This is a genomic window from Spirillospora sp. NPDC047279 (genome assembly GCF_040643285.1).
GTDB lineage: Bacteria > Actinomycetota > Actinomycetes > Streptosporangiales > Streptosporangiaceae > Spirillospora.
Window position 1 is genome coordinate 172,551 of sequence record NZ_JBEYUA010000005.1, and the last position, 21,469, is coordinate 194,019.

Consider the following 21,469-nt stretch of genomic DNA (forward strand, 5'->3'; position numbering starts at 1 on the left):
GCCTCCTCCGTCATGAGATCCGCGGTCAAGGACATGTGCGGCGGTATTTCTCTTCCGGCACGTGGATCGCCCATTCGGAGCGGTCGAGGGGGCGGCCCGCGTTGGCGCACGCCGCGGCCACCGGGTCGGGTGGCGAACCGACCCGCCACAACCGTGCGGTTCCGTCGCCGGACACGGTGGCGACGGTCTTCCCGTCCCGACCGTAGGCGACCTGGATCACGCCCCGGGCATGGCCGTCCATCGGCGCGCCGAGTGGCCGGTAGGTCCGCAGGTCCCACAGTTGCAGGTCACGATCGGTCGAGCCGGTCGCGAGGATCTGCCCATCCGGACTGTAGGCGAGCGCGCTGATCGCACCACCGCGGGGAACCAGCGCGGTGCCCACCGGCCGGTGGCGCGCCACGTCCCAGAACCGGACGGTGGAATCGGCGGCCGTCAGAGCCAGTGTCCGCCCGCCGGGGCCGAACGCCAGGTCGTTGACGAGTCCGCCGCCGGCGGGGGGAGGCGACCCTTCGATCTGACGGCGGGCGGCCACGTCGAAGAGGCGGACCCGGTCGTCGAAACCCGTGGTCGCCAGGGTCGCGCCGTCGGGGCTGATCGCCATCGCGGTGACGAGGTCGGTGTGGCCGGAGACCCGGATGCGCGGCCCGGACTCCCGGCGGCGCGCGACGTCCCAGATCGCGATGGCCCCGTCATGGTGGACGGCGGCGAACGTGCCGGTGGGGCTGAGCTCGGCCGTCCCCTGGAGCGTGCCGTCGTGGGCGATCTCCCGGCGGCCGGCGACGTCCCAGAGCCGCAGGCCCTCAGGTCCGGAAGCGAGGAGGCTCCGCCCGTCCGGCGTGAACGTGGTCGCGGCCACGGGACGGCGAGCGTCCGCGGCGATCAGCGGCGGCCCGGCCGGGCGTAGGGTCGACGCGTTCCAGAGCCCGATCCCCGGGTTCGCGTTTCCGGAGGCACCCGCGGCCAGGGTCCTTCCGTCGGGGCTCAACGCGACGGTGCCGCGCGCGGGGATCGGTCCGCCGACCTGCGTATGGATCCACGGGTCCGCGAGCCGCACCACGCCGTCGTCACCGCCGGCGGCCAGCAGCCGCCCGTCCGGGCTGAACACCACCTGCTCGACGCCGCCGGCGTTGTCGGAGAGCGTCAGCACCCGCTGACGGCTCGCCGCGTCCCACACGACGGTGCGGCCGATGCCGCCCGCGGTGGCGAGCCGCGTGCCGTCCGGGCTGAAGGTGATCGAGTTGAAGGGGGTGGGCGGGTCCCTGAGCACGCCCACCTGCTCGCGCGAGACCACCTTCCACAACCGGGCGGTGCCGTCCAGGGCGACGGTCGCGAGCGTGGCCTGGTCCGGGCTGAAGGCCACGCCGGTGACCGCCTGGGTGTGGCCGGTGAACGGGTTGCCGAGCGGGCGGGACGTGGCGACGTCCCAGAGCCGCGCCGCCTTGTCGGCGCCCGCGGTCGCCAGGCTCCCGCCGTCCCGGGTGAACGCCACCGCGTTGATCATGGCGGGGCGGCCGGGACGCCGGTCGGGGCGGCCCATGGGGGCCCCGCGCGGACGGCGCGTCGCCGTGTCCCACAGGCGGACGACACCATGGGCGTCCCCGGTGACCAGGAGCGACCCGTCCGGGTGGAACGCGAGCGCCGACACGGCCGCTCCGTTCACGATCGGGCCGCCGGCCGCGCGCCGGGTGGCCGGATCCCAGAACCAGACGGCGGTGCCGCAGGCGGTGGCGAGGGTACGGCCGTCGGGGGCGAAGGCCACCTCGACGCCGCCGATGCACAGACGCGGCGGGAGGGTGATCGGGGCGCCCCGCTGGCGTCGTGATGCCGCGTCCCAGATCCGGGCCGTGCCGTCGTCGCTTCCCGTGGCGATGAGCGCGCCGTCCGGGCTGAACGCCACGGCCGTGACACCTCGCGCGTGCCCGGTGAGCGTGCCCCGGCCGGTGCTCGTCGCCGCGGCCAGAACGCGGTTGCGGGCCTCGTCGGTCGGCGCGACGCGCCACGCCGCCACGGCCAGCCTGGCGGCCAGCGCGGTGTCGCCGGTGACCTCGCTCTGCGCGGCGAGCCGGCGTGAGACCGCCACGTCGCGCTGCCGGTCGGCGTCGTTGGCGAAGCCCACGGCGGCGACCGCCGCGATGAGGGCGAGGATCGTCAGCGTCGCCAGCCCGGTCTGCACGAGACGGCGGCGCCGTCGCGAACGGCGCGCCCACGACTCCGACGCTGACACGAAGGCCTCGACGGAAGGGCCGGGCGGCGGGAAGCTGTCGGGGTCGCGTTCCCACCGGGGCCGGACGTCGTCGACCGACAGCAGCCGGGCGCCCCGATATAGGTACGCGGGGTCGCGGTGGTTGCCGGCCCATCGTCCGGCGTCCTCGACCAGCCGGTCGTACACCGCCTGCGCGATCAGGTCGGGTTCGAGCCACCGCCGGAGGGTGGGCCAGGCCGTCAGCAACGTGTCATGGGCGATCTCCACGGTGTCCTGGTGCATGATCAGAAGGCGCTGACCGGCGAACTCCGACAGCAGGGCCTCGACACGGCGCCGTTCCTCCGGCGAGCGCGCCGAAGCGGCGGCGTGGATCTCGGCCAGCGTGGCCGTGCGGCGCGCGACGTGCCCGCCCGCGGTGATCAACGTCATCCGCCGCAGCAGCCTGAGCGCCGCCTTCCGGTCCTCCGCACCGAGCCGTTCGAGGATCCCGTCGGCCGTGCGCCGGACGGAGTCGCGGATCTGGCCGGATTGTTCGTAACCCCGGATGGTCAGGGTGCCGTTCTCGCGCCTGTCCCAGGTGTTGCGCAGCGCCTGCGAGAGCAGCGGCAGGGCCCCGGCCTCGTAGCGGTCGCCGACGGCCAGGCCGGTGCGCAGCTCGCCCAGCACGGTCTCCACCAGGCCGGGCTGGATCTCCACACCGACGGCCGCCGCGGGCCCGGTGATGGCGAGCCGGAGATCCGATTCCGTCATCGGCTCCACGATGACCTGGCCGTCCTGGATGGCCTCGGCGAACCGCGGGTAGGCCGCGCACCGGTCCCAGTAGTCCGCCCGCACGCAGGCGACGACCGCCGCGCCGTGCGGGCCCTCGGTCATGGCGTGCAGGGCGCGGATGTACGCCTCGCGCTCCTTCTCGTCGGCCACCAGAGTGAAGAGCTCCTCGAACTGGTCGACCACCAGGACCGGGCGGCCCGGAAGGTCCGCCAGAGGCACCCGAGGCCGGAGCTCTCCCAGCCGTCGCTCCATCTGCTCGACGTCCCCGCCGAACGACGCCGTCCACGCCTCGGCCAGAGCGCGCAACGGCGTCGCGGTCGGAGTGACGAGCAGGCCCCGCCTGCGCTCCGCCCCGGCGCCGGGCAGCGCGCCCTGGGCGAGCGCGGGCATCAGCCCGGCGCGCAGGAGTGACGACTTTCCCACTCCCGAGGGACCCGAGACGAGCAGGATGGCGCCGCCGTCGGCCACCCGCGCCCCAAGGCGTTCGAGCAGGTTCTGTGTCGCCCGCGTACGGCCGAAGAACATCCCGGCCTCGTCAGGTCCGAAGGGCGCGAGGCCCTGGTAGGGGCACGCCTCGCCCCCTTCGTCCCACTCGCCCATGAACGCCATTCTGTCCGAGCGCGCGAAGACTCGATCAATAACGAGCAAACCAGGCGAAGGTTCGCCGGCGAGCCCCACCATGCCCGCGGCGCGGACGCCACGGTTGCCGGCCGCCTGATCTGCGGTTCAGGGGGCGGGCGCGATCTCGCCGCCTATGCCCATCTCGTTGCCGTCGGCGTCATGGAAGACCCACTTGCAGACGTTGCCGTGCTCCTCCTTGCCCACCGGCTGCAGGCCGCCGGCCGCGATCCGTTCCACCTCGGACGCGGGATCGTCCACCCAGATCATGCCCACGCCGCCGCCGGCACGAGCGGCGTCCTCGATGACGTACACGTACCGGTCCTCGGCCAGCTGCCACACCGCTTCGACCTCGTTGGGCCAGAACGCCGGATCCTTGCCCAGGAGCCTGGTGTACCACTCCACGGCACTCTTGCACTCGCGGACGGGAATGCCCGCGAAGATCCCCACTGCCACTGTCGGATCTCCTCTCCGTAAGGGGCCGGGAACGTCCGGCTCGCCCAAGGAACGGACTCCGCACGTCCGCAAAACTCATCGCGACCCTCGACAGGGATGAGGAACGACTGGATTCGCGGCCGGCGGTGCGCCGGAACCGGGGCGGCATGATCCGCCGCCAGTTCCGCGTGGCCCTCCGCCACCAGCGCTCCCATCACCGGTCAGCCTGCCGGGTCCGCGGTCACAGTCGGGTCACACCTTCGGTCAGAGATAGAGGGCGGCGTGGAAGGTCATTTCGGCTTCCAGCATGCCGGTGAACCAGGTGGCGAGTCGGTCGTCCGGGGTGGGCAGGGCGTCGACTTCGGCGGCCAGGGCGTTCACTCCGTCCTGGAACGGGCGGCCGGCGTGCATGGCCACCCAGTCGGCGATGGGGCCGGGTGGGACGTTTCCTTCCTCGTGGGCGCGGGTGCACCAGGTCAGGTAGAGGCTTTCCGCGGCGAAGAGGACCGTCATCACCGCTGGATATCCGCCCTCGCGGGCTGCGGCGAGGGCGTATTCCGACAGGGCCGGGGCCGCTATGCCGGGGCGGGGGCGGCACGCCCAGGCGGCGCGGGTCGTGCGGAAGTAGTCGGCTTGCTCCGTGGTCAACGCGTGGACCGCCGCGGCGTTGCGTTCCATGGCCGTCCAGTCGGGGGCGTCCCATACGGCGAGGCCGTGGAGGCGGGCGGCGGTCGCCACGAAGGCCGCCTCGATCTCCAGGTAGTCGGCGTAGGCCTGGTCGCTGATCGTGCCGGTGCGGACCTCCTCGACGAACCGCATGCCCAGGGCCCGGTCCATGACCGGGGCGCAGGCGTCGAGGAGCCGGCGTGACCGGGTCAGCGTGCCAGCCATTCGATGAGGCCGCCGAAGACCCGGGCGTAGCCGTCCCAGTCCTCGCAGAACGGCGTGGGGGCCCAGTGGGGAGAGCAGTCGGAGGTGAACACGGCCGAACGTCCTGAGCCGAAGGTGCCGACGGCGACCAGCGGGTCGGCGTCGATCGTGGCCAGGACCTCGGTGCCGGGGCGAGGGCGGACCCGGTTGTAGCCGAGGAGGGCGGGCCAGTCGTTCCCGACGCCGCCGAGGGCAGGATGGGCGGCGTCGGTCACCGACGCGTGGGCGCCGGCGGGGAGTTCGACGCGGTCGTCCTCCGGCAGCAGTTCGACGGGCAGGACGTCGTGCAGCACGGTGTTGCGGTACGCGCCCTTGGCCTCGAAGCCGGTGAACGAGAGGTAGCCGCCGACCATGAGGAGGCCGCCGCCGTTCTCGACCCAGCCGCGGAGCGCGGCGAGGCGGTCCCTGCCCGGTGTGGCCTGTTCGAAGACCTGGGGGGCGAGCTGGATGGAATTGGCGCCGATGTCGGAGAGCACGACCACGTCGTATTCGCCGAGGGTCTGGGCGTCCTCGGGGAACTCGGCGGGCACCAGGTGGGCGGGCAGGTGCACCACCTGGTGACCCCGGCCTTCCAGGGCACGGCGCAGCGGTTCGACGCCGACGACGTACGAACTGACGGTGAACGAGTCCACGCCCTTGATGTGGGTGGACTGCGTGACCCAGCTTTCGCCGGCGATCAGGACGCGGCTCACGTGTTCTCTCTCCTTCGTTCAGGACGCGGCGGCGCGGTCGAAGAGGTGCGCCGGGTTGTCGTTCAGCAGGGTGTCGGCGGTGACGCCGAGTTCGAGCAGGCGGTGGGCGAAGAGCTCCGGCACGTAACGGAAGCCGTTGCCGCCGTACGCGGTGAGCATGCTCTTGAGGAACACGTCGTGGCTGAGCAGCAGCTGCCCGCCGTGTCCCCGGCCGATGAGGCCCGCGATGGCCCGGGCGGTCTCGTGCGGTGCCGGTGACTGGCCCTCGCCCGGGTACCGGAACGGCATGCCGATCATGTCGAACTCCAGCCAGACGCCGCGTTCGGCGACCGCGTTCTGGTAGTCGGGGTCGTCGTGCGAGGGGTCCATGTGGCACAACACCACGGCGCCGGGCGGTACCCCGTGCTCGAAGACGATGTCGAGCACCTCGTGCGCGCGGCGCTGCCAGCCGGGCAGGTGCACGTAGAGGGGTACGCCCGTTTCGCGCTGCGCGCGCGCCGCGGCGCGCAGGGCGGTGTGCTCCGCGGGGGTGAAGTCCGGCGAGACACCGATCTCGCCGATGACGCCCGGGCGGATCCCGGTGCCGCCCACGCCGTGGGTGAACTCGGCTACGAGTTCCTCGGCGAGCTGTTCTTCCCCGGCCGTCGCCAGGTGGGCGGGATGGTAGGCCTCCAGGTACCAGCCGGAGCCCATGACGATCCGCAGGCCGCTGCGTTCGGCGAGGGAACGCAGCACCAGCGGGTCCCGGCCCAGGCCGCCCGGGGTGACGTCGACGACCGTTCCTCCGCCTGAAGCGGCGAATGCGAGCAGGTCGGCGGCCATGGCGTCGGTGTCGTCCAGGACGCAGTGGTCGAGGCAGGCGTACGGCTGTTCGCGCAGCAGCCAGGCCAGCCCGGGTGACGTCCGGGCGTCCCGCAGGAAGGCCAGCGCCGGGTCGGACGGTTCCTTGACCGCCTCGCGCACGTCGTTGCGCAGGTGCTCGTGGGTCAGGGTGAGCCCGAGCCCGTCACTGGAGACGGGCCCGGTCACCGTGGTCACCGTGGTCATGGTCGCCGTCGTGTCAGGTGAGCGGCCAGGTCCGCGACGGCGCGGCCGCGCAGGTTGATCCAGATCGCGGCGAGCAGCACCAGCCCGGTGACGATCGGGGTCAGGAACGGGCTGACGCCCAGCAGCGTCAGGCCGTTCGCGATCACACCGGTGATCACTGCGCCGATCACGGTGCCGACCATCGTGCCCCGGCCGCCGAACAGGTTGGTGCCGCCGAGCACGACGGCCGCGATCACGGTCAGCTCGAAGCCCTGCCCGGAGTTGGCCGAGCCCGAGCCCAGCCGGGCCGCGGTGAGCAGGCCCGCCACGCCGGCGGCCAGGCCGGCGAGCATCAGCGTGATCATCTTGATCCGGTCGGTGTTGACGCCGGCCCGGCGCACGGACTCCTCCTGGGCGCCGATGCCGTTGACGTAGCGGCCGAAGCGCATCTTGGACAGCAGGACGGCCCCGATCACGACCGTGCCGAGCGCGATCCAGGCCAGCACGGAGAAGCCGAGGAACTTCGCCTCCCCGATCTTGGCCACGTACAGCCGCTTGTCGATCGGGACCGAGAAGCCCTGGGTCCACAGCTGCGCCAGCCCGCGGATCACCGACATGGTGGCGAGCGTGACGATGAACGGCGGGATCTTCTGGTACGCCGACAACCAGCCGTTGACCGCGCCCCAGAAGAGCCCGGCCAGCAGCGCGGCGGCGATCACCAGGGAGGAGTCCCAGCCGGCCCGCAACATCTCGGCGGTGAGGGTGGCGACGAAGGCCAGCGTGGAGCCCACCGACAGGTCGATCTGGCCGGTGGTGATCACGAAGGTCATGGCGACCGCGACGATCAGGGTGATCGCGACCTGGGTGGCCAGGTTGGACAGGTTGTCGAAGGTCAGGAAGTTGTCGGAGGCGATCCCGAACCCCGCGAACAGCACGACGGTGACGCCGGCCATGGCCAGGGTCGCCTTGTTGGCACGTTCCCACCAGCTGGGCGTCTCGGCCAGGACGGTGGGGGCGGGCGCGGCCTGCACGGTCATCTCAGGCCACCTCCTCGGTGGGTTCGGCACCGGAACGGGTGATCATGTTGACGAGCCGCTCGATGTCCAGCGCGGACACCGGCTCGTCCTCGACGCTGCGGCCCTCGTACATCACGGTGATGCGGTCGCAGACCTCGAACAGGTCCTGCAGCCGGTGGGTGATCAGGATGACGCCGACGCCCTGGGCGGCGACGTCGCGGATCATCTTGAGGACCTGGCGGACCTCCGCGACGGCGAGCGCCGCGGTCGGCTCGTCCAGGATCAGCACCCGGGGCTGGAACGAGACGGCCCGCGCGATGGCGACCGCCTGCCGCTGCCCGCCCGACAGCTGCCCGATCTCCTGATAGGTCGACTTCACGCGGACGTGCAGGTCGGACAGGGTCTCGGCGGCCCTCTCGTGCATCGCCCTGCGGTCGATGAACGGGCCCTTCCGCGGCTCGCGGCCCAGGAACAGGTTGCTCGCGACGTCGAGCGTGTCGCACAGGGCCAGATCCTGGTAGACGATGCCGATCCGTTCGCGCCGCGCGTCGGCCGGGCTGGCGAAGCGCACGTCGCGGCCGTCGATGGTGATCTGGCCGGTGTCGTGCTGGAGGGCGCCGGCCAGGACCTTCATCAGCGTCGACTTGCCGGCGCCGTTGTCGCCGACCAGGCCGAGCACCTCGCCGGGGGCCAGCGTCAGGTCGACCCCTTGCAGCGAACGGACCGCACCGAACGACTTGGTGATCCCCTTCAGGGTGACCAGCGAGTTGTCGCTCATCACTTCTCCAGGTAGTAGAGGTAGTCCTTGACGTTGGCCGGGGTCACGATCTGGGTCGGGACCGGCACGTCCTTGGGGGCGGTCCGGTCGCAGGCGAGGTCGATGGCGGCGTTCATGGCCTCGTAGCCGAACTGGAAGGTGTTCTGCTGCACGACGCCGACGATCCAGCCGGCCCGCAGCCCGTCCACCGCCTGGGTCGACAGGTCCCAGCCGACGACCTTGATGTCGTCGGTGCGCTGCTGGCTGGAGACCGCCGCCGCCAGGCCGATGAGGGCGGGCTCGCCGGTGGCGTAGGCGTAGGGCAGGTCCTGGTTGCCGGTGAGCATGTTCTCGGCGGCGGTCTGGGCGTTCTCCTGGATGTTGCGCCCGTCCACCACCGTCTTGATCTTCATGCCGTCGGCGGTGACCGCGTCGGAGAAGCCCTTCTGACGCTCGTTCTGGATCGTGCTGTTGAGGGCGCCGACCACGCCGATGTCGCCCTTGCCGCCGGTGATCTTGACCAGCGAGGCGGCCAGCTGCCGCCCGCCCTCGGCGTTGGCGGTGCCGACCTGGGTGGACACCGCCGGGTCCTTGACGGTGGCGTCCACGGCGACGACCGCCACCCCGGCCGCCTGGGCGCGCCGGATGGCGGGCTTGATGCCCTCGGTGTCGACCGCGTCCACGATGATCGCGTCGTACCGGTTGGCCACCAGGTCGTCGATCGCGTTGGCCTGGACGGTGGAGTCGTCGTTGCCGTTGACGATCTGCACCTGGGCCCCGGCCTGCCGCGCCACGGTCTGGGCACCGGTGTTGATCTGGTTGAAGAACAGCGCCTGGAGGTTGATCGGAACGATTCCGATCTTGGGCGCGCGGCCCTGGACCTTGCAGGACTGTGCGACCTTTGCGGGCGGGGGCGGGCCCTTCTCGGTCGCCCCCTTCTCGGCGGCGATCTCCCGCCGGGCCTGCACGTCACAGCCGATGGTCGGCAGCAGCAGGCTCAGCGCGGCCACGGCCGTCACCATGCGTCGCATCAGGTCTCCTCTCCGTGGGAACGGGCGAGCACGCCGCCCGGATGCGATTCGGGGTGGGAGTCGATATGGGCGATGACGTCTTCCCGCCGGGGCAGGCCGTCGCGGGCGCCGGGCCGGGTGCAGGACAGGCCCGCCGCGACGGCCGCGAACCGCGCCGCCTCCAGCGGGGCCGACCCGCGGTCGAGCTCGGCGCAGTAGGTGCCGGCGAAACAGTCGCCGGCGCCGGTGGCGTCGACGGTGTCCACCTCGATCGCCCGGCCGTCGTGCCGGACGCCCTCGGAGGTGAGCAGCGTCCAGCCCCGGGGACCGTCCGTGACCACCATGTTTACCCGATGGGCCACGGCGGCGTCGGCGAGCACGTCCAGGTCACCGAGCAGGGCGGCGGCCTGCGCGCGGCCGACGATCACGTGGTCGGCGGCGGACAGGGCGGCGCGCATCCCGTCCGGCCCGTCACAGCCGTCCAGATCCACGACGACCCGCGGCCCGCCCTCGCCGCCGAGCGCGTTAACGGCCTCGGGGAAGCGGTAGCCGTCGAGGTAGAGCCAGCCGGCCCCGGCCTCGCGGGCGGTACGGACGACGCCCGCGACGTGCTCGGGGGTGACCTGATCGTCCTGGCTGATGATCGAGCGCTCGCCGTCCGGGGTGAGCAGGACGACGGCGGTGGTGAGGGTGCCGGTCCGGGCCGTCCAGTCCGTTCCGACCCCGTCGCCGGCGAGCGTCTCCAGGAACGCGGTGCTCAGCGGGTCGGGCCCCACCACGCCGGCGAAGCACGATTCGGCGCCCATCCGGGCCGCGGCCACGGCCGCGTTCGCCCCCATCCCGCCCTCGCCGCGCCGCACGCTGGTGGCCTGCACGCGCGCGGCGGGCCCGGGCAGCACCGGCACGCCGACGGTCAGGTCGGCGTTGGCGTACCCACAGAAGATGATCATGGCAGGACGACGCCCGCCCTGGCGGCCGCCGCCGTCAGATCGCGCACCTTGGCCCTGTCCACCCGGCCCCACCAGCGGCCGTTGTCCTTGACCGAGGAGGCCACGATCACGCCGTCGCAGGCGGGCAGCAGCCCGCCGATGTTGGCGGCGGTGATGCCGGACCCGATCACCACCGGCAGGGTGGTGTGCGCCGCGATCCCCTCGACCTCGTCCAGGGAGGCCGCGTCACCGGTCCGCGAACCGGTGGCGATCAGCACGTCGGCCCCGAAGAACTCGGCGTCCTCGGTCTGCTCGGCCAGCGTGCGGTCGGCGACGATCGCGTGCGAGCCGTGCTTGACGTGCACGTCGGCGAAGACCTTGACCGGGCCGGCGCCGATCCGGCTGCGGTAGCGGGCGGCGTGCGCCGACTGGCCCTCGATGATCCCCTCGTTGGCGACGTAGGCGTTGGCCCACTGGTTGACCCGGACGAAGCCCGCGCCGCCCGACCAGGCGGAGGCGATCGAGCACTCGGCGGCGTTCGACAGGATGCTGACCCCGAGCCGGCCGCCGGTGGCGTGCCGGACCCGGTCGGTCACCACGGCCATGGCCGCCGCCGTCTCGTAGCCGTGCTCCCCCGGCTTGAGGAAGGGGATGTCCCAGTGGTTCTCCACGATGAGCCCGTGGCAGCCGCCTTCGAGGTACGCCTCGGCCTCCTCGATCGCGAAGGCGCAGATCTCGTCGAGCGGGGTGCCCTCGTAGTGGGGGCTGCCGGGCAGCGGCGGAAGGTGGATCACACCGATCACGACCTTGGAGGTGCCGAACAAGCCCTCGATCGCGTTGGGCCTGGGCGGGAACACTCCCAGGGCCCGTTCGCTCCCGGCCGCCGTCACCATGTCGCCTCCCATGTAATCGATTGCAGTAGAAGTTTTGATGAACCGTAGGTACGTATCGCCAGGTAGTCAAGGGGGCTATACTGAGGCAATCTCCTAATGATCTCTGTAAAACTGACATCGGACCGGCCAGGAAGGTAATCGATTGCAGCGCGTCACGATCGCCCAGGTCGCCGATCGCGCCGGGGTCTCCACCGCGACGGTCTCGCGGGTGCTGTCCGGCCGCGGGCCGGTGTCGCCCGGTGTCCAGCGCAAGGTCAGACGGGCCGCCGAGGAGCTCGGCTACCAGGTCAACTCCATCGCGCGCGCGTTGCGCAACAGCCGCACCGACACCGTCGGCATGGTGGTGCCGAGCATCTCCAACCCGTTCTTCACCTCGCTGGTGGAGAGCGTCGAGCACGCGCTCGGCCGCGAGGGCAGGGAGCTGTTCCTGTGCGACGCCCGTTCCGACCCGGAGATCGAGGCCCGGCGGCTGGCCTCGCTGGTGGCGCGCAACGTGGACGGCATCATCGTCAGCCCGAGCCACGGCACGCTGAGCGGGCCCGCGGTCCAGGAGACGGCCGACCGGCTGCCGCTGGTGCAGCTCGACCGGTTCGTGGGCGGCACCAGCACCGACTGGGTCGGCGTGGACGACATCGCCGCGATGCGCCTGGTCATGGACCACCTCCACGAGGGCGGGGCCCGGTCGGCCTCCTTCGTCGGTTCGCTGCTGACCAACTCCTCCACCGAGCAGCGCCACGCCGGCTTCCAGCGCCGTGCCGAGGAGCTGGGCATCGGCGTGGCCCCCGAGCACGTCCTCCTCGGCGACTACAGCGTGGACTGGGGCGAGACCGCCGCGGCCCGTCTCATCGAGGCCGGGGACCTGCCCGACGCGATCGTGTGCGCCGACGACCTGATCGCCCTCGGCGTCACCCGGGCCTGCCGCAGGTACGGCATCGACGTGCCCTCCCGGGTCCAGGTGACCGGCTACGACAACATCGAGTTCGCGCGTCTCGGCGAGCCCGCGCTGACGACCGTCGATCAGCCCCGCGCGCAGATCGCGGCCGAGGCCGTCCGGCTGCTGGACCTCGCGAGCCGGACCGCGACCGCCGAACGCGGCCCGTCCGCCCACATCGCCCTCGCCCCGGCCCTGGTGGTCCGTGACAGCACCGTCTCCGGAGGAGGCCGAGGATGAACGACGCGCTGGCGCTGGCACAACGGCTGGTGCGCATCGACACCAGGGGCGGCGGCGAGCGGCCGGCGGCCGATGTGGTCGCCGGCGTCCTCGACGACGGCGGGTTCGAGGTCCGGGTGCAGGAGCCGGTCGAGGGGCGCGCCAACGTGATCGCACGCTTCGGCCCGCGAGCAGGGCGAACGCCCGTCACGCTCACCGGTCACCTGGACACGGTGCCCGCCGAGGCGTCGGGCTGGTCGTTCGACCCGATGAGCGGCGACGTCCGCGGCGGGCGCCTGCTCGGACGCGGGAGCAGCGACATGAAGGCCGGGGTCGCCGCCCAGATCCACGCGGCCGTACGCGCCGTCCGGGAACGGCGCGTCCCGGTGCAGCTGGTGTTCACGTTCGGCGAGGAGACCGGCTGCGACGGCGCCGCCCTGCTCGACCCGGCCTCGGTCCTGCCCACCGACCTGCTCGTCGTCGCCGAACCCACCGGCAACCGGACGGTCCTCGGCCACAAGGGCACGCTCTGGCTCAAGGCGACAGCCCATGGCGTCTCCGCCCACGGCTCCCGCCCCGAGCTGGGCCGTAACGCGCTCGCCGCGCTGGCCGCCGCCGCGACGCGCGTCCATGAGCACAAGGGCTGGCCCGCGAGCCCCACCCACGGCCCGGCGACGGTGAACGTCGGGACGTTCCACGCGGGGGTGCAGCCCAACCTGGTGCCCGACCGTGCCGAGATGCGCATCGACGTGCGCACCGTCCCCGGCTTCGGCTCCTCCGACGCGGTGGCCGCGATCTCCCGCCTGTGCGGCGGCGACATCGAGATCGAACGGCTCGTCGACCTGCCCGGCGTGGCCACCGACCCGGCCGCGCCCGGCATGCCGGAGACCCTGGAGCTCCTCGCCCCGGGCTCGTCGGCGCGACCACCCGAGTACGCCACGTACTTCACCGACGCCTCGCTGCTCACCGCCACGCTCGGCGACCCCGCGGTGATCATCTACGGTCCGGGCGACCCCGAGCAGGCCCATGTCACCGACGAGACCTGCTCGGTGGCGGCGATCGAGGAGTCGGCCGGCGCCTTCTTCCGCCTCCTCTGCGCCGAGAGACCCTGACCGAAACCAGCGCACGCATCGAAGCCGGGCTTGCGCAGGGTCAGTGGTCGAGACCGGTGGCGTGGCGCATCGCCGTCCGGGCGCGGGATGCGGCCGCAACTCCCGATGGGCCCCACCAGCCCACGATCGACGAGCGACCCCGGCTCTCGGGCCTTGGCGAACTGGCGGGTCCGCTCGTGCGTCCCATGTGTGCCATGGAAGGGAACAGGCGCGGGTGGCGCGGCATGATCGAGCGCAGGCGTGATCGGAGACTGGCCGCCAACGTACGCGATTTCGACCGTACGCAGGCGAGGGAGTCGAGGCCGCTGCGCGGCCGGCGCGCCGTCCTCCTGCTTGTCGCGATCTTCGTCGCGGCGGGCAGCGGGGTGGCGGCCTTCCACTCCTGGGACGAGCGCCGCACGGCCACGGCGCTGCGCGAGCGCGGGGTCGTCACAGAAGCGACGGTGCGCAAGGTCGACCGCACTTCCAAGGGCGGACGGTACGCCATCGTGAACTTCCGCTCCCGGGACGGCAAGGCTCGTTCCGCCAAGATCGACCTCGCCTGGTGGGGCTCCGCATGGCGGGCCTCCGAGCCCCGGCGCGGTGATGTCGCCCCGGTTCGTTACGATCCGAAGCGCCCAGAGCGTTTCATCGCCCACGCCGGCGCCTCGCTTGACACCCGCACCGACTCGATCACGATGATCGTCTCCGGAGGCGTCCTCGGCACCACCGTGCTCGCCTCCGCCCTGTTCCTGAGGCGGCGGCGCCACACCGGGTGATCGTCAGCGGGACGCCGAGGCGATCCGGCCACCGCGGTGGGGGTTCACACGCCCGCGCGGTGGCGGCTGGGTGACATGCCACGGACTCGTTTGAAGGCCACGCTCAGTGCGAAGGGGTTGGCGTAGCCGACGTGGCGGGCGACCTCGTCGATCGTGGCGTTGGAGGAACGCAGCAGGTCGGCGGCGAGCGCCATGCGCCAGCCGGTGAGGTAGGCCATGGGCGGCTCCCCCACGAGCGCGGCGAACCGGCGGGCGAACGCCGCGCGCGAGGCGCCCACCTTGCCGGCCAGCAGCGCCACCGTCCAGGGATGGGCGGGGTCGCCGTGGATCAGTTGCAGCGCCGGGCCGATCAGCGGATCGCTCTGCGCCCTGTACCAGCCGGGCGCGTGGGCCTCGGGGCGGGCGAACCAGGCACGCAGGGTCGCGATCAGCGCCAGGTCCAGGAGCCGGTTGAGGATGATCTGCTGGCCGGGCCCCTCGCCGTCGACCTCCTGCGCCAGCAGTTCCATGATCGGGGACTGCGCGCTCGACCGGGGCACGAGGACGATCTCCGGCAGGGCGTTCAGGAGCCGCTCGCTCACCTCCCCGATGACCTGGTAGGTGCCGCTGGCCACGATCGCCGACCCGTCGGGGCCGTATCCGCTCGTGCGCGGCCCGAGCCGCAGCCGGTCGGTGACGTCGACGTCGTCCATGGTGGCCAGGCGGTTGCCCGGCTTGACGATGACCTCCGGCGGGGTCGCCGGGTCGTCGGCGATCGTGTACGGCTTCGGCCCCTTGACGATGGTCACGTCCCCGGTGCGCATCAGCACCGGCTCACCCTCGTCGGGCACGATCCACGCGTGCCCGCGCAGGGCGGTGGCGAGGGCGAGCGTGGCCTCGTCGGCGATCCGCAGTGACCACGGCGGCTCGAGGATGGCCTGGCAGAACGCGGCGCTGTGGGCACGGACACCATCGAGGAGGTCGGCGAGCGGGTCCACACGGTCAGTGTAGACGGACAGAAATGCAAATGAGCGTACGGAATATGGATCGTCTTTCTGCGGGCGCGTTCACTGGGCGGTGACCCACCTGGACGACTCACCGGAGGTATCCGATGTACGCGATCACTGGAGTGACGGGCCACGTCGGCGGCGCGGCGGCCCGCGAACTCCTGTCCAAGGGAGAAGCGGTGCGGGCCGTGGTCCGCGACGAGGCCAAGGCCGGAACCTGGGCGCGGGCGGGCGCGGAGATCGCCGTCGCCGACTTCGGCGGCAGGGCGGCGCTGGCGGAGGCCTTCCGTGGTTGCCGCGCGGCGTTCGTCATGCTGCCGACGGACCCGGCGCTGGCCGATCCCGACGCCGACCATCGACGGCTGGCCGACTCGATCGCCGGAGCGGTCCGCGACAGCGGGATCGCGCACGTGGTGATGCTCTCGTCGATCGGGGCGGAACTGGCCGCGGGCACGGGCCCGATCCGCTGGCTCCATCACATGGAGGAACGGCTGCGGAGGACCGGCGTGACCTTGACCGCGGTCCGCCCGCCGCACTTCCAGGAGAAGGTCGAGACCGTGCTCGGCGCCGCCCGCGAGCTCGGCGTCTATCCGGTCTTCGCCGGCTCGGCCGACGTGCCCACGCCGATGGTCGCGACGCGTGACATCGGAGCGGTGGTCGCCGGGGCGCTCTCCGCGCCCTCCCCGGCCGAGGAGGTCATCGGCCTGGACTGCCCTCACTACACCGAGCGGCAGGTGGCCGAGGAGCTCGGCGCCGTCCTCGGCCGGCCGCTGGAAGTGGTCACCGTCCCGCAGGCGGAATGGGCCGGCCTGATGGTGCAGGCGGGGCTTCCGCCCCAGCTCGCCGAGGAGCTCGCCGAGCTGTACGACGCCGAGCGGCGCGGTCTCCTCCAGCCCAGCGGCGACAGGCACATCACGTGCACGACGGAACTGGGCGAGACGCTGCGCCATGTGGCGGGTTCAGGTGGCGCGGTGGTGGGCCAGGTCCTGTAGCCGGTGTGCCGCGGCCGTCAGCGGGAGGAACCACGGGGTTCGCCGGAAGTACCAGCGGGAGGGGAACGGGCCGTCGCCGAACGCCGACCGGGCCGGCACTCCCAGGGCTCTCCTCGCCATCAGGCGTCCCAGCAGGACGGACATGGGCAGGCCCCGGCCGCAGTAGCCGACGGCGTAGTGCACACCGCCGCTGGTCCCGAGGTGCGGGACCGCGTCGAAGGTGAATCCGAGACGGCCGCCCCAGGCGTGCGTCACCTCGATGCCCTCGAGTGCCGGGAGGCGGCGGAGCATCGACGCGCGCAGGCGGGCGTGGATCCGCGCGGGAGGCAGCCCGCTGGACAGGTTCAGGCGCCCGCCGTAGACGAGGCGGCCGTCCTCGGTGAGGCGGAAGTAGTTCTTGCGGGCGTGCGCGGTGGTGACGGTCCGGCGGCCGAACGAGGAGCGCAGGGGGACGGGGAGCGGAGCGGTGGCGACCATGTAGCTGCCCACGGGGTACACCCGTCTGCCGAGCCAGGGCAGGAGACCGTCGGTGTGCCCGTCCGTCGCCACGAGCACGTGCCCGGCACGCGTCTCGCCTTTCCGGTGGCGTACGGAGAACGTTCCGCCGCGGCGCTCGATCCGCTCCGCGGGCGTGTGCTCGACGAAGTGGCCGCCGCGCCGCTGGAAGAGGGCCACCAGCTCGCCCAGGAGCCGGTAGGGATCCACCGACGCCGAGGTCTCGTCCATCAGGCCGAGCCTGAATCTCGCTCCGGGGAACTCCGCCGCCAGTTCCCCGGGTCCGGCCAGGCGGAGGTCCTCATGCGGAAGCAGCCTCTCCCAGAGGCGGAACTGCTCGCGCAGTTCCGCCTCCTGACCTGGATGCACGGCCACCCGGACGTGACCCGCGCGGTGGTACGCGGCGTCCACGCCCAGTTCGTCGAGGTACCCGGCGAACGCACGAGCCGAATCCGAGGACTCCCGCCACATCGCGAGCGCCCGGTCTTCGCCGTACCGGGCGGTCAGTGCGGCCGGCGTCGCGGTGCACCCGAGGGCCACGGAGCCGAACGCCCGGCCGGAGGCGCCCGACCCCGCCTGTCCGGCCTCAAGCACGGTGACGTCCGCGCCGTGATCCAGCAGGTCGATCGCCGCGACGAGACCGGTGAGCCCGCCTCCGACGACGAGCGCGTCGGAGCGGCGAGGCGGGTCACAGGGGCGGGGCCGCCACGGTCGCTCCGTCCACAGCGCGGTACCGCTCACGCGTCACCGTCCCCGGCCAGTTCCGCGAGGATCCGCGCCCGATGCTGGTCGAGCTCGGGAGCGGCGGTCACCCGGGTCAGGTCCGCGACATCGGAGAACTTGATCGGGGTGCCCACCGCCGTGGGGAGCGCACCGCCCGCTCCGACGTCCACCAGCATCGACCGGCCCCGGACATGCGGGTCGGCGAGCATGCGGTCGACGGTGTTGACGGTGCTGAACGGAACGCCCGCGGCGTCCAGCACCGCGCACCAGTGCTCGGTGCCATGGCCCGCCAGCACCGCCTCGATGGCGTGCCGCAACGCCGTCTCGTGATCCTTGCGGGCCTCCCCGTGGACGAATCGTTCGTCCTGTTCGAGGTCCGGCCTGCCGAGCGCGGCGCACAACGCTCCGAACAGCTTGTCGTTGCCCGCGGCGATGACCAGGTAGCCGTCCGCGGTCCGGAACGTACCGAAGGGCGGCGGCACACCCGGGCGGTACGTGCCGACGGGCCCCGGCGTCTCGCCGGTCGCCAGGTGACGGCCGATCGCGTACTCCAGCAGAGCCAGCTGGCAGTCCAGCATGGCGATGTCGACCTGGGCGCCCACCCCGGTCCGGGCCCGGTGCAGCAGTGCCATGGTGACGCCGGCCGTCAGGAAGAGACCTGCCGCCAGGTCACCGATGCTCACCCCGACCCGGGTGGGCGGACCGTCCGGCACGCCGGTCACCGACATCATCCCGGACATGCCCTGCACGACCATGTCGTAGGCGGGACGGTCGCGGTGCGGGCTGCCGGCCCGCCCGAAGCCGGAGACGCTGCCGTAGACCAGGGCCGGGAATCGTTCGTGCAGTTCGGGCCAGCCGTAGCCGAGGCGTTCCATCGTGCCGGGCCGGAAGTTCTCGGTCAGGACGTCGGCCTCGGCCAGCAGGCGTTCGAACACCTCCCGGTCCGGGCCGGAGCGCAGGTCGAGGGCGATGCTCTCCTTGTTGCGGTTGACCGAGGCGAAGTAGGCCGAACGTCCTGCCGCGAACGGGCCGTAGCGCCGGGCGTCGTCGCCGCCCGGAGGGCGTTCCACTTTGATCACCCGGGCGCCGTGGTCGGCGAGGATCATCGTGCAGTAGGGGCCGGCCAGGACCCGGGTCAGATCGACGACGGTGATTCCCGACAGCGGCCGGTCCCCGGTCGCCCGGGCCGGTTCATGCGTTGACGACACGTCTCTCCCCTGTTTCGTCCGGTGTCTCCCCTGTTTCGTCCGGTGTCTCCCGGAGCCCTGTGCGGCGCCGGACCAGCCATCCCCCGATCACCAGGAACACGGATCCGGTGACGATCTGCGAGCCCGCCACCGCCCAGTACAGGCGTGCGGGGTCGCCGCCCCGCGCCAGGATCAGCAGCAGGGGAAGTTGCAGGCCGTAGAGGTGCGCCGCGATGGCCGCGAGCGCGACCCTGGGCCTTCCGAGAACCTGGAGCAGGGCCACCCCGGTGATCACGACGCCCTGGAAGAAGAACGCCAGGGCGGACAGTCTCAGCCAGCCGGTCGCCTGCGTGGCCGTCCCGTCCGGGAGGCCGAACAGCGCCGTGATCCAGGGCGCGGCGATCGTCAGGGCCGTGCCGAGCAGCGCCCAGCAGCCCAGCATCAGCCCCAGGGCCGAGAGGATGCCCTGCCGCACCCGGTCCCGCCTGCCCGCGCCGGAGTTCTGCCCGACGAACGGCACCAGCGCGAGGATGACGCTGTTCACGATGATCAGTGAGAACTGGTCGATCCGCGAGACCAGGCCGTACGCCGCCGTCGTCGCGCGTCCGGCGTCGGCCATCGTCCCCGTCACCATGAACATGGCGCCGAGGGAGACGAGGTTGGTCAGCGCCACCGGCCCGCCGAGGCGGGCGAAGGCCGCCAGGTCGGAGGGGAGGGCGGCCCGGTCCGTCCGTCCGGTGAGCAGGCCGCGCCGCCACAGGCGCAGCGCCACCAGGCAGGTGGTGCAGGCGTAGCCGAGCAGCTGCCCGATCGCGATGCCGACGAGCGGGTCGGACGGGAACGGCGGAACGGCGAACACCAGCAGCGGCGTGACCGCCACTCCCGCCAGCAGCCCGGCCGTCGCCGCCCTCGTCGCCCCGGCGGCGTCGCCCAGGGCGCGCAGGAGGGCGGTGGTCGTGCCGTAGAGGAAGAGCACCGGCATCCCGGCGATCAGCCACCGTGCCAGGGTCACCGACCGGTCGAGGATGTCCGGCTCCGCCTCGTACAGGCCCATGGCGGCCGGGGCCACCACGCTGAGGAGGATCGCGAGGGCGCCGCCGGCGGCCAGCGCGGCGAGCGCCGCGTGCCGGACGTAGGAGCCCGAGGGCGCTGTCCCGGCTCCGGTGCGCCTGGCGAGCGTGTTGCCCACCGCGACGCTCACGCCCTGGCTGAGCCCGATGAGCAGGAAGATGATCGGGAACACCAGGGTGAACGAGGCCAGCGCGTCGGTGGAGACGCGCGCCGCGTAGTAGCCGTCGAGGAGATTGCGTCCGACCAGGACGATGGACGCGAGCAGGTTGAGCAGCCCGGCCCCGGCGATGCTCCGCGTCACCGGCGCTTCGGTCAGCGGAGCCGTGGGACGCAGCCTCACGTGGTGCGCCCCGTTCCCGCCGGCCGGACGGCGAAGGCGCCGAGCGCGTCGAGCGCCGCCTCGGCGGCGGCGGGGGCGTAGCGGAACCCGCTGCCCGAGCCGCCGTGCACGACCAGCGGGCGCCCCGGCGCGGCCACGACCTCCGGACCGCCGCCGGGGCTGTAGGAGTCGCAGTGAACGCTGGATCCACGCAACGCGGACAGCGCGTGCGGCGCGTACCGTTCGAGAACGGCGCGGGCGATGCGCAGATCTCCGGGACCGGCCGCGGGGCCGTCCTGAGGCAGGATCCCCCAGTCCGGGGAGGTGATGCTCAGCCACCACTCCCCCCGCTCGGGACGGGGCAGCAGGAAGGCCTCATGGTCGGCGAGGTGGACCAGCGGGTCGGCGGGTGAGGCGGGCAGCGCCAGCACGTAGGAGACGATCTTCTTGGTGCGAGGCGGCTCCCAGCCGGGCGGCAGATCCTCGGACTCGAGCCAGGCGCCCTTGGCCAGGACGAGTTCCGGGACGTCCAGCCCGCGCCCGTCGGCGAGCTCCACGACGAAGCCGCCATTCCCGCCCGACCAGCGATCGACCGGCGTGCATTCGTAGACGTCCACCGCGGGCTCGGCGATCAGCGCACGGCAGAGGTCCGCGACCTGCCCGTGCAGTGCCCGCGGGCCTCCCAGCAGGACGGTGGCGCCGGTCCGGTTGACCCACTCCGGGAGCGCGGTGTCGGGGGCGGGGCACAACGGTTCGGCGCAGCGTTCGCGCAGCGCGTCCTGCCGGTCCGCGGCGCACAGGAAGAGCGCGGGAAGTGAACGGAGGGGGGCGCCGGGACGGCGGAGCCGATACTCGGCGTACCACTGGCGGCTGCGCGCCGACATGGCCCGCAGCCGGTCGTCGCGGACCAGCGGTGAGGCGATGGCGCCGGCGCGGGCGCTGCATCCGGACCCGACCATGCCCCGGTCCAGCAGCGCGACCCGGCGGCCCGTCGCAGCCAGCCGGTGGGCGAGGGCGCAGCCCAGGATGCCCGCGCCCACGACCACGGTGTCGTAGCTCATCCCTGTTCCAGCCACCACACCGTGTGGATCGTCAGCAGGTCCGGTCCGTCGTTGTGGACGAAGTGGGTCTTCTGCGGTTCGAAGAACAGGTAGTCGCCGGCGGTGACGGCGTGCGCCGTCCCGTCGTAGGTGACGGCACCGGAGCCCTGGGCGATCATCCAGCACTCCGTGACCTGGTGGACGTCGGGCCGGGAGGTGGCTCCGGGCTCCACGGTGAAACGGCCGCCGGCGAACGGGACGCGCCCGGGGCCGAAGGCGGCGAAGTCCGCCTCGGTGAGCTGGACGCCCGGACGGCTCGACTCGGGTCGAAGGAACGGGAAGCGGTTCACCAGGGC

The 21,469-nt window shown here is 72.6% G+C and carries 20 protein-coding genes; 4 read left to right on the top strand and 16 right to left on the bottom strand.

What is annotated here, in order from left to right:
* Positions 1–25 precede the first annotated feature (25 nt).
* From ABZ810_RS14430 to ABZ810_RS14475, 10 genes are all read right to left on the bottom strand, one after another.
* A complete protein-coding gene (locus ABZ810_RS14430; protein ID WP_358403107.1) occupies positions 26–3,574 on the bottom strand; it encodes an AAA family ATPase in 3,549 nt (1,182 codons plus the stop codon).
* Between the two features lie 126 nt (positions 3,575–3,700).
* Positions 3,701–4,048, bottom strand: coding sequence for a VOC family protein (locus tag ABZ810_RS14435; RefSeq protein WP_358403108.1), 348 nt, complete (start codon positions 4,046–4,048; stop codon positions 3,701–3,703).
* A gap of 243 nt (positions 4,049–4,291) precedes the next feature.
* On the bottom strand, positions 4,292–4,918 hold the full coding sequence (locus ABZ810_RS14440; protein WP_358403109.1) for a TenA family protein: 627 nt from the start codon (positions 4,916–4,918) through the stop codon (positions 4,292–4,294).
* Positions 4,903–5,649: a glutamine amidotransferase gene (locus tag ABZ810_RS14445; RefSeq protein ID WP_358403111.1), complete on the bottom strand. Its 747-nt coding sequence runs from the start codon at positions 5,647–5,649 to the stop codon at positions 4,903–4,905. The genes ABZ810_RS14440 and ABZ810_RS14445 overlap by 16 nt, the downstream gene beginning before the upstream one ends.
* An 18-nt stretch (positions 5,650–5,667) precedes the next feature.
* On the bottom strand, positions 5,668–6,696 hold the full coding sequence (locus ABZ810_RS14450; RefSeq protein WP_358403112.1) for a phosphotriesterase-related protein: 1,029 nt from the start codon (positions 6,694–6,696) through the stop codon (positions 5,668–5,670).
* Positions 6,693–7,712 carry an ABC transporter permease gene (locus ABZ810_RS14455; protein WP_358403114.1) on the bottom strand — a complete coding sequence of 340 codons (1,020 nt, stop codon included), beginning with the start codon at positions 7,710–7,712 and terminating at the stop codon, positions 6,693–6,695. Before ABZ810_RS14455 ends, ABZ810_RS14450 begins: the two co-directional genes overlap by 4 nt.
* Before the next feature lies 1 nt (position 7,713).
* Complete coding sequence (locus tag ABZ810_RS14460) at positions 7,714–8,469, bottom strand: ATP-binding cassette domain-containing protein (RefSeq protein WP_358403115.1); 756 nt, start codon at positions 8,467–8,469, stop codon at positions 7,714–7,716.
* On the bottom strand, positions 8,469–9,479 hold the full coding sequence (locus tag ABZ810_RS14465; protein ID WP_358403117.1) for a substrate-binding domain-containing protein: 1,011 nt from the start codon (positions 9,477–9,479) through the stop codon (positions 8,469–8,471). Before ABZ810_RS14465 ends, ABZ810_RS14460 begins: the two co-directional genes overlap by 1 nt.
* A complete protein-coding gene (locus ABZ810_RS14470) occupies positions 9,479–10,408 on the bottom strand; it encodes a carbohydrate kinase family protein (protein ID WP_358403118.1) in 930 nt (309 codons plus the stop codon). Before ABZ810_RS14470 ends, ABZ810_RS14465 begins: the two co-directional genes overlap by 1 nt.
* A complete protein-coding gene (locus tag ABZ810_RS14475; RefSeq protein WP_358403119.1) occupies positions 10,405–11,292 on the bottom strand; it encodes a BtpA/SgcQ family protein in 888 nt (295 codons plus the stop codon). The genes ABZ810_RS14470 and ABZ810_RS14475 overlap by 4 nt, the downstream gene beginning before the upstream one ends.
* Positions 11,293–11,422: 130 nt before the next feature.
* Between ABZ810_RS14475 and ABZ810_RS14480 the strand changes: the two genes are divergently transcribed.
* The 3 genes from ABZ810_RS14480 to ABZ810_RS14490 are packed head-to-tail and all read left to right on the top strand — an operon-like array spanning position 11,423 to position 14,300.
* A complete protein-coding gene (locus ABZ810_RS14480; RefSeq protein ID WP_358403121.1) occupies positions 11,423–12,451 on the top strand; it encodes a LacI family DNA-binding transcriptional regulator in 1,029 nt (342 codons plus the stop codon).
* Positions 12,448–13,542: a M20 family metallopeptidase gene (locus tag ABZ810_RS14485; protein WP_358403122.1), complete on the top strand. Its 1,095-nt coding sequence runs from the start codon at positions 12,448–12,450 to the stop codon at positions 13,540–13,542. The genes ABZ810_RS14480 and ABZ810_RS14485 overlap by 4 nt, the downstream gene beginning before the upstream one ends.
* 56 nt (positions 13,543–13,598) lie before the next feature.
* Positions 13,599–14,300 (top strand): DUF3592 domain-containing protein, encoded by a 702-nt coding sequence (locus ABZ810_RS14490; RefSeq protein ID WP_358403123.1) that lies wholly within the window; start codon positions 13,599–13,601, stop codon positions 14,298–14,300.
* A 44-nt stretch (positions 14,301–14,344) separates the two neighbouring features.
* Here the strand turns inward: ABZ810_RS14490 and ABZ810_RS14495 are convergent, their stop codons facing one another.
* On the bottom strand, positions 14,345–15,277 hold the full coding sequence (locus tag ABZ810_RS14495; protein ID WP_358403124.1) for an AraC family transcriptional regulator: 933 nt from the start codon (positions 15,275–15,277) through the stop codon (positions 14,345–14,347).
* 113 nt (positions 15,278–15,390) lie between these two features.
* On the opposite strand from ABZ810_RS14495, the gene ABZ810_RS14500 reads away from it, so the two are divergent.
* Positions 15,391–16,278 (top strand): NAD(P)H-binding protein, encoded by an 888-nt coding sequence (locus ABZ810_RS14500; protein WP_358403126.1) that lies wholly within the window; start codon positions 15,391–15,393, stop codon positions 16,276–16,278.
* Here the strand turns inward: ABZ810_RS14500 and ABZ810_RS14505 are convergent.
* The 5 genes from ABZ810_RS14505 to ABZ810_RS14525 are packed head-to-tail and all read right to left on the bottom strand — an operon-like array spanning position 16,246 to position 21,463.
* Positions 16,246–17,514 (bottom strand): FAD-binding oxidoreductase, encoded by a 1,269-nt coding sequence (locus ABZ810_RS14505; protein WP_358403128.1) that lies wholly within the window; start codon positions 17,512–17,514, stop codon positions 16,246–16,248. The genes ABZ810_RS14500 and ABZ810_RS14505 overlap by 33 nt on opposite strands.
* On the bottom strand, positions 17,511–18,704 hold the full coding sequence (locus ABZ810_RS14510) for a CoA transferase (protein WP_358403130.1): 1,194 nt from the start codon (positions 18,702–18,704) through the stop codon (positions 17,511–17,513). Before ABZ810_RS14510 ends, ABZ810_RS14505 begins: the two co-directional genes overlap by 4 nt.
* Complete coding sequence (locus tag ABZ810_RS14515; RefSeq protein WP_358403131.1) at positions 18,688–20,094, bottom strand: MATE family efflux transporter; 1,407 nt, start codon at positions 20,092–20,094, stop codon at positions 18,688–18,690. The genes ABZ810_RS14510 and ABZ810_RS14515 overlap by 17 nt, the downstream gene beginning before the upstream one ends.
* Positions 20,091–21,134 carry an FAD-dependent oxidoreductase gene (locus tag ABZ810_RS14520; protein WP_358403133.1) on the bottom strand — a complete coding sequence of 348 codons (1,044 nt, stop codon included), beginning with the start codon at positions 21,132–21,134 and terminating at the stop codon, positions 20,091–20,093. The genes ABZ810_RS14515 and ABZ810_RS14520 overlap by 4 nt, the downstream gene beginning before the upstream one ends.
* Positions 21,131–21,463 carry a cupin domain-containing protein gene (locus ABZ810_RS14525; RefSeq protein ID WP_358403134.1) on the bottom strand — a complete coding sequence of 111 codons (333 nt, stop codon included), beginning with the start codon at positions 21,461–21,463 and terminating at the stop codon, positions 21,131–21,133. Before ABZ810_RS14525 ends, ABZ810_RS14520 begins: the two co-directional genes overlap by 4 nt.
* Positions 21,464–21,469 lie beyond the last annotated feature (6 nt).